This is a genomic window from Millisia brevis NBRC 105863 (assembly GCF_001552615.1).
In the GTDB taxonomy this organism is placed as follows: Bacteria; Actinomycetota; Actinomycetes; order Mycobacteriales; family Mycobacteriaceae; genus Millisia; species Millisia brevis.
Map to the genome: position 1 here is coordinate 1 of NZ_BCRN01000036.1, position 8,277 is coordinate 8,277.

6 protein-coding genes and 2 tRNA genes are annotated in these 8,277 nt (G+C 66.5%); 2 read left to right on the plus strand and 6 right to left on the minus strand.

Features of this window, described 5'->3' with window-relative positions; all coding sequences use genetic code 11:
- Positions 1–189 precede the first annotated feature (189 nt).
- Together MB1_RS24575 and MB1_RS24580 are read left to right on the plus strand one after the other, a co-directional pair.
- Positions 190–597 carry an ASCH domain-containing protein gene (locus tag MB1_RS24575; protein WP_066913699.1) on the plus strand — a complete coding sequence of 136 codons (408 nt, stop codon included), beginning with the start codon at positions 190–192 and terminating at the stop codon, positions 595–597.
- 62 nt (positions 598–659) lie between these two features.
- Positions 660–1,745 carry a PDDEXK family nuclease gene (locus MB1_RS24580; RefSeq protein WP_066913701.1) on the plus strand — a complete coding sequence of 362 codons (1,086 nt, stop codon included), beginning with the start codon at positions 660–662 and terminating at the stop codon, positions 1,743–1,745.
- A gap of 221 nt (positions 1,746–1,966) precedes the next feature.
- Here MB1_RS24580 and MB1_RS24585 read toward each other — a convergent pair.
- The 6 genes from MB1_RS24585 to MB1_RS24615 all read right to left on the minus strand — a co-directional run bounded on the left by MB1_RS24585 (position 1,967) and on the right by MB1_RS24615 (position 8,230).
- Positions 1,967–3,195 (minus strand): IS3 family transposase gene (locus MB1_RS24585; protein WP_157084391.1). Its coding sequence is split into 2 segments (ribosomal slippage): positions 1,967–2,883 and positions 2,883–3,195, totalling 1,230 coding nucleotides; the frame shifts between segments, so codons are not numbered across the junction.
- A gap of 251 nt (positions 3,196–3,446) precedes the next feature.
- A tRNA-Met gene (locus tag MB1_RS24595) sits at positions 3,447–3,520 on the minus strand.
- Between the two features lie 134 nt (positions 3,521–3,654).
- The gene (locus tag MB1_RS24600; protein WP_066913710.1) at positions 3,655–4,338 is read right to left on the minus strand and encodes a response regulator transcription factor; all 684 of its coding nucleotides are present in this window, start codon (positions 4,336–4,338) and stop codon (positions 3,655–3,657) included.
- On the minus strand, positions 4,335–5,543 hold the full coding sequence (locus MB1_RS24605; protein WP_066913713.1) for a sensor histidine kinase: 1,209 nt from the start codon (positions 5,541–5,543) through the stop codon (positions 4,335–4,337). The genes MB1_RS24600 and MB1_RS24605 overlap by 4 nt, the downstream gene beginning before the upstream one ends.
- A gap of 124 nt (positions 5,544–5,667) precedes the next feature.
- Positions 5,668–7,941: an MMPL family transporter gene (locus MB1_RS24610; RefSeq protein ID WP_066913716.1), complete on the minus strand. Its 2,274-nt coding sequence runs from the start codon at positions 7,939–7,941 to the stop codon at positions 5,668–5,670.
- A gap of 212 nt (positions 7,942–8,153) precedes the next feature.
- Positions 8,154–8,230: transfer RNA gene (locus MB1_RS24615), tRNA-Met, on the minus strand.
- Positions 8,231–8,277 lie beyond the last annotated feature (47 nt).

The window sequence follows — 8,277 nt, forward strand, 5'->3', positions numbered from 1 at the left end:
AGGCGGACGAACTGTGCACGGGCCAGCCGACATCACCCGACTGGCATCGCACCGCGCGCAGGTGCTTGTCATCCTGTTCCGGCAAGATCGCGTCGTTGATCCGGGATGGACTCTCGCGGAACTCCAGAACCAAGACGTACTCAAAGCGCCACCTCAGACCGTAACCCAAGTAAAGGAGTCAGGTGCCCGATGGGTACATCGACAACTGGACGCCATGTAGTCATGTCCGTGCATCCGCAGTTCGCCGAAGCGATCATGGACGGGCGCAAGAAGGTTGAGTTCCGCAAGCGAAGGCTTGCGGACGACGTGACCGTGGTCTGGGTCTACGCAACCGCGCCCGTCAGAAGAGTCATCGGATACTTCGAGGTTGACTCCATGCACACCGCCAATCCAGCCGATCTGTGGACGCGATTCGCGGACGTGGGCTGCATTGACCGCGCCGACTTCGACAGGTATTACGGGGACAGTCACACGGGCGCAGGCATCGGCATCCGGAATGCCGTGCGTCTGGCGAGTCCTGCGCCGATCGGCGACCTACTCCCGTCGGGCGTTCCACCTCAGAGCTATGCGTACGTCGGAGCGCCAGCCCTCGCATGACGAGTCCTGCAGGATAGAGACCGAAGATCCAGCCTGTCTTACCGACATGCCACACTTTGTGCATGTCGACAGAGATGCAGATGTTCGCGGTGGCCGACGACCGTATGACTTGCTCTCCGATGCCTTCCGCGCAGCTCGCCAGTCTGGGCGTCTGGGAAGCCACCCACCTTGAGCGCTGGGTGGTCGATCATCCCGAAGTGCTAGGCGACAACGTCCGGATCGTAACCACGCAATACAACAAATGGTCTTCCGATTCCGGAGACCTGGCTCGGGAGCGCCTCGATATCCTTGGGCTCGACGCCTCCGGGCAGCTGGTAGTCGTTGAGCTCAAGCGCGGAATCGACTCCGTCGTGCATATGCAGGCGATCACCTACGCTTCCCTTGTCGCCGGGTTCAGCAAGAAGACTCTCGCTGACGCGCACGCCGACTACCTCAACCGAAGTACGTCGGATCGAATCTACGCACCGGACGTTGCCGCCCAGTTGCTCGAAGGACACGTCGACGGCAGCTGGGACGACGATGTACTCACCATCCCTAAAATCATTCTGATCGCAGAAGATTTCACCGCGCAGACCTACACGACGGTGACCTGGCTGTCCAACCTAACACCCAACCTGGTCATCGAATTGCATACCGTGAACGCATTCCTTCTCGAAGGTGGAAAGCCGTTTATCATTTTTCGCCGCCTGTTCCCCGCCGTAGACCCGTCTACGAGGGTGCTTACTCCTGGGGTAGCGGTCACGAGCGCCAATTCGGTGGCCACGAAGATCGCGGAGAGCAACCGCAGAATGCGAACGACTCATCTCCTCTACGACCTGAAGACCATCCCCGAGGGCAGCGAACTCACTTTCGACCTTCGCGGCTTCCGGGACGCAGGGACCGTCGCGCTTGTGGACGCGTGGGTTGCAGAGGACCCGCTCCGCGGCAAAGCGATATGGGCCGATGACCGCGCCCGCCCACTGCGTTGGTGCGCCTCGGACAGCGAGGAAACCTTCACGCCAACGGGATTGACCAAGCACATCATCGCCGAAGCCGGAGGGCGCGCGCAGCTTTCGATCAGCGGTTCGGACGTGTGGAAATGGAACGGACAGAACCTGTATCAAGTCGGAGTCGAAGCGGAGGCTCGCAACACTGGCACCCACGCCTGACACAGCCGCAGACTAGTTTCGAGCGCGAGACGATGCATGGGCTGCGGGTTCCTTCGCGATGATCGGCGAGGCCTGGAATCGTTCGGCGAAACGGGTCATCTGCCCTCGACGATCGATATCCCGAGCTTCCATCTGCGTGTCGGCGTGACCATGGCATTGGCGTGGGTCACGAGGGCCTCTCGGTCGGGCCTTGACCCCGGATGGTGGACACGGGGATAGGTTTATGCAGCTTCGGGCAGCGTAGCTGTTGTGTGGGTCTTTTCGTAGGTGTCGGGGCTGGAGTAGCGGCAGTACGAGTGGCGTCGTTTCGTGTTGTAGCGGGCGAGCCACCGAAACACCTCACGTCGGCACGACACCGGGTCGGGCCAACAGGTGCGATCCCGCAGGACCTCGCGGTTGAGGGCGGCGTTGAACGACTCCGCCAACGCATTGTCGGCGCTCGACCCGACACCACCCATCGACTGGATCACACCCAACCGAACACATAAAGCCGCGAAATCCCTTGACGTGTATTGACTTCCATGATCAGAATGGAACACTGCACCCGCCAACGAACCGCGATGAGTAGCGGCGGCGGTGAGCGCGTCCGCGACGAGTTCGGTACGCATATGCTCGGCGATCGCCCACCCGGCAACCCGCCGCGAGTAGCAGTCGATCACCGTCGCCAGATGCAGGTTCGCGCCGGTCGCTGTCGGCAAGTAGGTGATGTCGCCGACATAGGTGACGTTGGGCTTCTCGGCGGTGAAATTCCGGTTGAGCAGATCGGGCACCTTTCGGTCGGCCGGATCCGACACTGTGGTCTTCACCCGGCGTTTCCGCCGGTAACCGGCGATCCCCGCGCCGCGCATCACTCGAGCGACCCGTTTGTGATTGACCCGTTCGCCCGGTGGCGCTGCGTCGTTGAGTTCGGCGGTGATCCGCGGTGCCCCATAGGCGCTGTCCTCGGCGTGGACGACGCGGATCCGGTCGGCGAGCGCCGTATCAGCAGCGACCTTTGCGGCTCGACTGTCGGCGGCGGCCAGCCAGGCATAGAACGACGAACGCGCGACCTCGACAATCGCGCACAGCCACTTCACCTCGAAGGTGTCCCGGTGGTCGGCGACGAACTGGAAGCGGCTCACCAGTGCGTCTCCCCGGCGAAATATTTGGCCGCCGATCGCAGGATGTCCCGCTCGGTGGCCAGCCGGGTCTTGTCCGCGCGAAGTGCCTGGTTCTCGGCCCGCAGCCTGGCCAATTCCTGCTCAGCGGACTCCGCTCCCGCCGCAGGTGACGCCACCGGGGCGGTCCTGCGGTGCCTGATCGTGACTCCTGCGGCAGTGCACCACGCCGCCAGCGTCACCCCGCTGACACCCAACTCGGCAGCGATCTGGGTGATCGTGGCGCCGTCGGTGCCGCGGTAGAGCGCCACCGCGTCCCGCTTGAACTCCTCCGGGTAATTCTTCCTCGTCATCGGGACCGATCATCTCGCTTCCCCCGGCAACGCGCCAGGATTCAGCGTGTCCAAACCATGGGGTCAAGGCCCGTCGCCGGTGCAGTACCGATCACCACACCGATACCCGAGGTCCTCCAATCTGAAGCTGCCACACCGTATACAACGTCCCCGCGCATGACAGCTAATCAGGAACCCCGAGCAACGCGACGAAGCACCCAGACCTACGTACGTAGGTCTGGGTGCTTCCGATGTCGGACGACATCCAACTGTAGCGGGGACAGGATTTGAACCTGCGACCTCTGGGTTATGAGCCCAGCGAGCTACCGAGCTGCTCCACCCCGCGACGCAACCTGTTCGCGATGAACAAGTCCCTTTGCCACCGACACGTAACTTCGGCGACCTCGGATACGGTACCAAAGCGTCCGCGGAACACGAAATCGCCTGGCCAGGGCGGTTTACGCGGTCCGTGTCGGCGCATCAGCGTGGGTCGCGGTCGCCGGCTCCGGCGAGGCCCGCCTTGTAGGCCAGCACCACCAACTGCGCGCGGTCGCGGGCCCCGAGTTTGGTCATCGCCCGCTGGACGTGGGTGCGAACGGTCAGCACGCTCAGATGCAGGTGTGCAGCGATCTCGTCGTTGGAGCGGCCGTCGGCGGCCAGCGTGGTCACCTCGATCTCGCGGTTGGTCAGCTCACCGATTCCGGGCACCGCGTGGCGTGCCGACCGATCCGGAGTTCCGGCGACGAACTGGGTGATCAGGGACGACGTCGCCCCCGGCGAGAGCATGCTGCCGCCGGCGGCGACGGTGCGGATCGCCTCGAGCAGGGTGTCGGTGCTGACGTACTTGCCGAGGAAGCCGGCCGCGCCGGCGCGCAGGGCCCGCGCGATGTGTTCGTCGGTTTCGAAGGTGGTCAGCACGATGACGCGGGTGTCGGGTAGGCCCGGGTCGGCGCAGATCGTCTCCGTGGCGGACAGCCCGTCGGTCCCGGGCATCCGCACGTCCATCACGACGACGTCCGGTCGGTGTTTGCGGGCGAGGTCGACCGCCTGAGCGCCGTCGGCGGCTTCGCCGACCACCTCGAGGTCCTCGCAGGAGTCGATCAACAGCCGGAACGTCCCGCGCAGCAGCGCCTGGTCGTCCGCGAGCAGCACCCGCACGGTCATGTCGTCCCCCCGGTGGTGGCGGCCTGCATCGGTACCGGAATCGGCAGGGAGGTCACCACTTCGAATACTCCCCCGGCGCCCCGGCCGACGCGCAGGGTGCCGCCGACCGATTCGGCGCGCTCCCGCATCCCGACCACCCCGAATCCGGCCGCCTCGGACAACTCGTCCGGTTGCTCGGTCGTCGCATTGGTGACGCCGATCGTCAGGCGGGTGCGGTCGTACCCCAACCGGACAACGGCGGTCGCCGACGACGCGTACTTGGTGGCATTGGTCAACGCCTCCTGGATGATTCGGTACGCGGTGAGGTCCACCCCCGCCGGCAGCTCCCGCGATCGACCCTCGACCTGCACGTCGACGGCCAGGCCGCCGGCCGCGACGGTGCGCACCAGATCGGGCAGTTGCGCCAATCCCGGTGCGGGGCTCAGGTCCTCACCGTCGGCGCCGACGCCGCGGCGCAGAACGCCGACGGTGTCCCGCATGTCGAGCATCACCGACGACGTCGTGACCTGCAGCTCGGCGAGGATCCGCTTGGTGAGGGCGGGGTCGGAGTCGAGAAGGTGTGCGGCGGCGCCGACTTGGGCGTTGGCGACCGCCATATGGTGGGCGACGACATCGTGCAGGTCGCGGGCGATGCGCATCCGCTCCTCGGTGACCCGCAGCCGCGCCTCGTCCTCGCGGGTGCGTTCGGCGTGATCGGCGCGCGACTGTACCGCGTCGATATAAGCATGCCGGATGCGGGAACGGCTGCCGAGGGCCAACGGCAGCAGCAGCCACAGGGCGGGGCCGACGATCCGCAGCAGCACCGTCCGATCGAGATTGTCGACCCCCACCGCGGCGCCGACCACCAACGCGGTGGTGACGCCGCCGAAGATCCACGCGGTGCGCGTCGGTACCCGCGCGGCGAGCCAGTAGAGGGCAACCATGGTCGGCGCCAACAACATCGGGGTCAGTACGTAACCGATCATCCCGAGGATCACCGCGCAGGCCCCGGTGACGGCGACCGTGGTGCGCGGGCGACTGCGGGCGGCGAACAATGCCAGGCAGGACACGGCGGACACCGACAGCGCGATCCATACGTCGGTCGGTCGCACGCCGTCGGGGTCGGCGAGATTCGCCCCGAGCACGGCAGCGCCGAGCAGAGCAAGGACGATGACGGCGTCGGTCAGCCACGGGTTGACCTCGTCGGGGCGTTGCGTGTCGACCATCCCGCCTCTCCTGTTCGCCATCGGTATCCCCCTCCCCCGCGCCCCGTCTGGCGGGGAGCCTGCCGGCGGGCCGACCGGGGTTGTTCGGTGCGGCCGACAACGTGCCGGCCGCACCGAACCACCATCATCCCCCGTGCGTGGACGCCCCGGAGGTGACCGGAGCCTCGATCTCCGGCGCGTGCCGGTGTTGCAGCTTCGTTCCCTCGATGTCGACATCGGGCAGCAGTCGGTCCAGCCACGACGGCAGGTACCAGGCGTGCCGGCCGAGCAGCGCCATCACCGCGGGCACGATCGCCAGGCGCACCACGAAGGCGTCGAAGAAGACCGCGATCGCGAGGCTGAAGCCGAGCATCTTGATGAACGGGTCGACCTCGACGACAAAGCCGGCGAAGACCGCGATCATGATCAGCGCCGCGGCGACGATCACCCGCGAACTGCGTTGCATGCCATCCTCGATCGCCTCGTGCGGCGCCCGACCGTGCACATAGGCCTCGCGCTTGCGGGAGACCAGGAAGACCTGGTAGTCCATCGCCAGTCCGAAGACGACGCCGATCATGAAGATCGGCACGGCGCTCTGGATGGGTCCGGTCTGCTGGACGCCGAGAATCCCTGCGCCGACACCGTTCTGGAAGACCAGGACCACCGAGCCGAGAGCGGCGAGCACCGACAGCAGGAAGCCCAGCGCCGCCTTGATCGGTACGAGGATCGATCGGAAGACCACCAACAACAGGAGGACGGCCAGGCCGACCACGGTGGCCAGGTAGGCGACCAGCGCACCCTGGATCTTGGCGGACAGGTCGATGTTGATCGCGGTCGTACCGGTGAGCGTGAAGGTCGCCCCGGTCCCGGCGGTGATCTCCGAACGGTCATTGCGCAAGCTGTTGACCAGGTCCTTGGTGGCCTCGTCGGTCGGAGCGGTGCTCGGGACGGCGTCGAACAGGGCCGTATTGCCGGCCTGGTTGATCATCGGCGGTGAGACGGACACGATGCCGGCGGTGGCCGCTACCCGCTCGGCGATCGTCGCGACCGCGGCCTGCGGATCGGGAGCGTCGGCGGCGTCGACAACGATCATCAGCGGACCGTTGAACCCGGGCCCGAAGGCTTCGGCGAGGGCGTCGTAGGCGCGCCGTTGCGTCTCCGACGTCGGTCGGGCCTCGTCGCCCGGCATGCCCAGCCGCAGCCCGGTCGCCGGGAGTGCGAGGGCCGCGAGCAGCGCGACCGCGATCGCCAGGACGGCGACGGGGCGACGCATGACCAGTCGGGCCCACCGCTGCGACAGCGTCGGCTTCGGATCGGCGGATGCGTCGGCCGGCTGCACGACCCCCTCGCCCGTTTCCGACGTGGATTCCCCCTCGGATACCTCCCGGGACCGCGAGCGGCGGCGGTCGGCTCGGGAGAGCACCTTGTCGGGCACGAAGCCGATGACCGCCGGTACGAGGGTCAGGGCGACCAGAACGGCGACGATCACCGCCGCGGCGGCGGCGAGTCCCATCTTGGTGAGCATCGGCATGCCGACAACCACCAGGCCCGCAAGCGCGATGACCACGGTGACGCCGGCGAAGGTCACCGCCGACCCGGCGGTGCCGACGGCCAGGGCAGCGGCGTCGATCGCCCCGATCCCGCGGCCGCGTTCCTCCCGGTAGCGGGCAAGGACGAACAGCGCGTAGTCGATACCGACGGCGAGGCCGAGCATCAGCGCGAGAGTGGTTGTTGTCGTGGACAAGCCGAACGTGCTGCTGACGGCCATCAGCGAGAGCATGCTGATCGCAACGCCGATCAGCGCGGTGACCAGTGGAAGCCCGGCCGCAACAACCGATCCCAGGGTGACCAGCAGGATGACGGCGGCCAACGAGATCGCGACCAGCTCGGCAACTCCGGTCGGGCCGCCGGATTCGAGGGCGTCACCGCCCATGTCGACGGTCAGACCCGCGTCACGGGCGATCTCGACGGCACTCTCGAGGCCGGTGCGGCTGTCGGCGGTGACCGATGCGGCCGGTACGTCGAACATGACGCTCGCATAGGCCGCCGACGAATCGGCGCTGACAGCATCCGATTCGAACGGATCGGCGACCATCGCGACCTGATCGCCGGTCGCCAGATCCGCGACCGTGGCCTCGATGGCGGCCCGCATCGGTTCCGACGTCACGGTTTGCCCGTCGGGGGCCACGAAGACCACTGTCGCGCCGCCTGCTTCGGCGGGGAGTTCCGGAAAGCGCTGTTCGAGTAGTTCGAACGTCTGCTGGGATTCGGTTCCCGGCATCGAGAAGTCGTCGGGTGGGGCGGCGGGCGCATTCATGACCGCGCCGACGGAACCGGCGAGGACGAGCAGCCATACGAGTAGCACCGCCCCTCGACGACGGAAGGAAAATCGGCCGAGTCCGGCCAATAGCTGTGCCACGGGGTCTCCATCCTGGTTCGTTGGACGGGCTCCACGATGGCGGCCGACCCCGGCCCGCGTCGTCCTGCGGAGGGTGGCTGTCGACTACCGAATCCGCACCGCGGCGCGCGGAACCACTACTGCACGTGCAGTACCCGGACGAGACCCGGACAGACAAAAACTCCCGAACCCATGGCTATGGATTCGGGAGTTCGATGCCCTGCGGCATCCGGTGGTAGCGGGGACAGGATTTGAACCTGCGACCTCTGGGTTATGAGCCCAGCGAGCTACCGAGCTGCTCCACCCCGCGTCGACGTCATGAACGGTACACCACGTCGTCACCTCCCTGCAAACTCG

Excerpts from the sequence above, each read along its gene's own strand:
- MB1_RS24605 (WP_066913713.1), bottom strand. The coding sequence starts at position 5,543 with ATGGTCGACACGCAACGCCCCGACGAGGTCAACCCGTGGCTGACCGAC.
- MB1_RS24575 (WP_066913699.1), top strand. The coding sequence starts at position 190 with ATGGGTACATCGACAACTGGACGCCATGTAGTCATGTCCGTGCATCCG.
- MB1_RS24580 (WP_066913701.1), top strand. The coding sequence starts at position 660 with ATGTCGACAGAGATGCAGATGTTCGCGGTGGCCGACGACCGTATGACT.
- MB1_RS24600 (WP_066913710.1), bottom strand. The coding sequence starts at position 4,338 with ATGACCGTGCGGGTGCTGCTCGCGGACGACCAGGCGCTGCTGCGCGGG.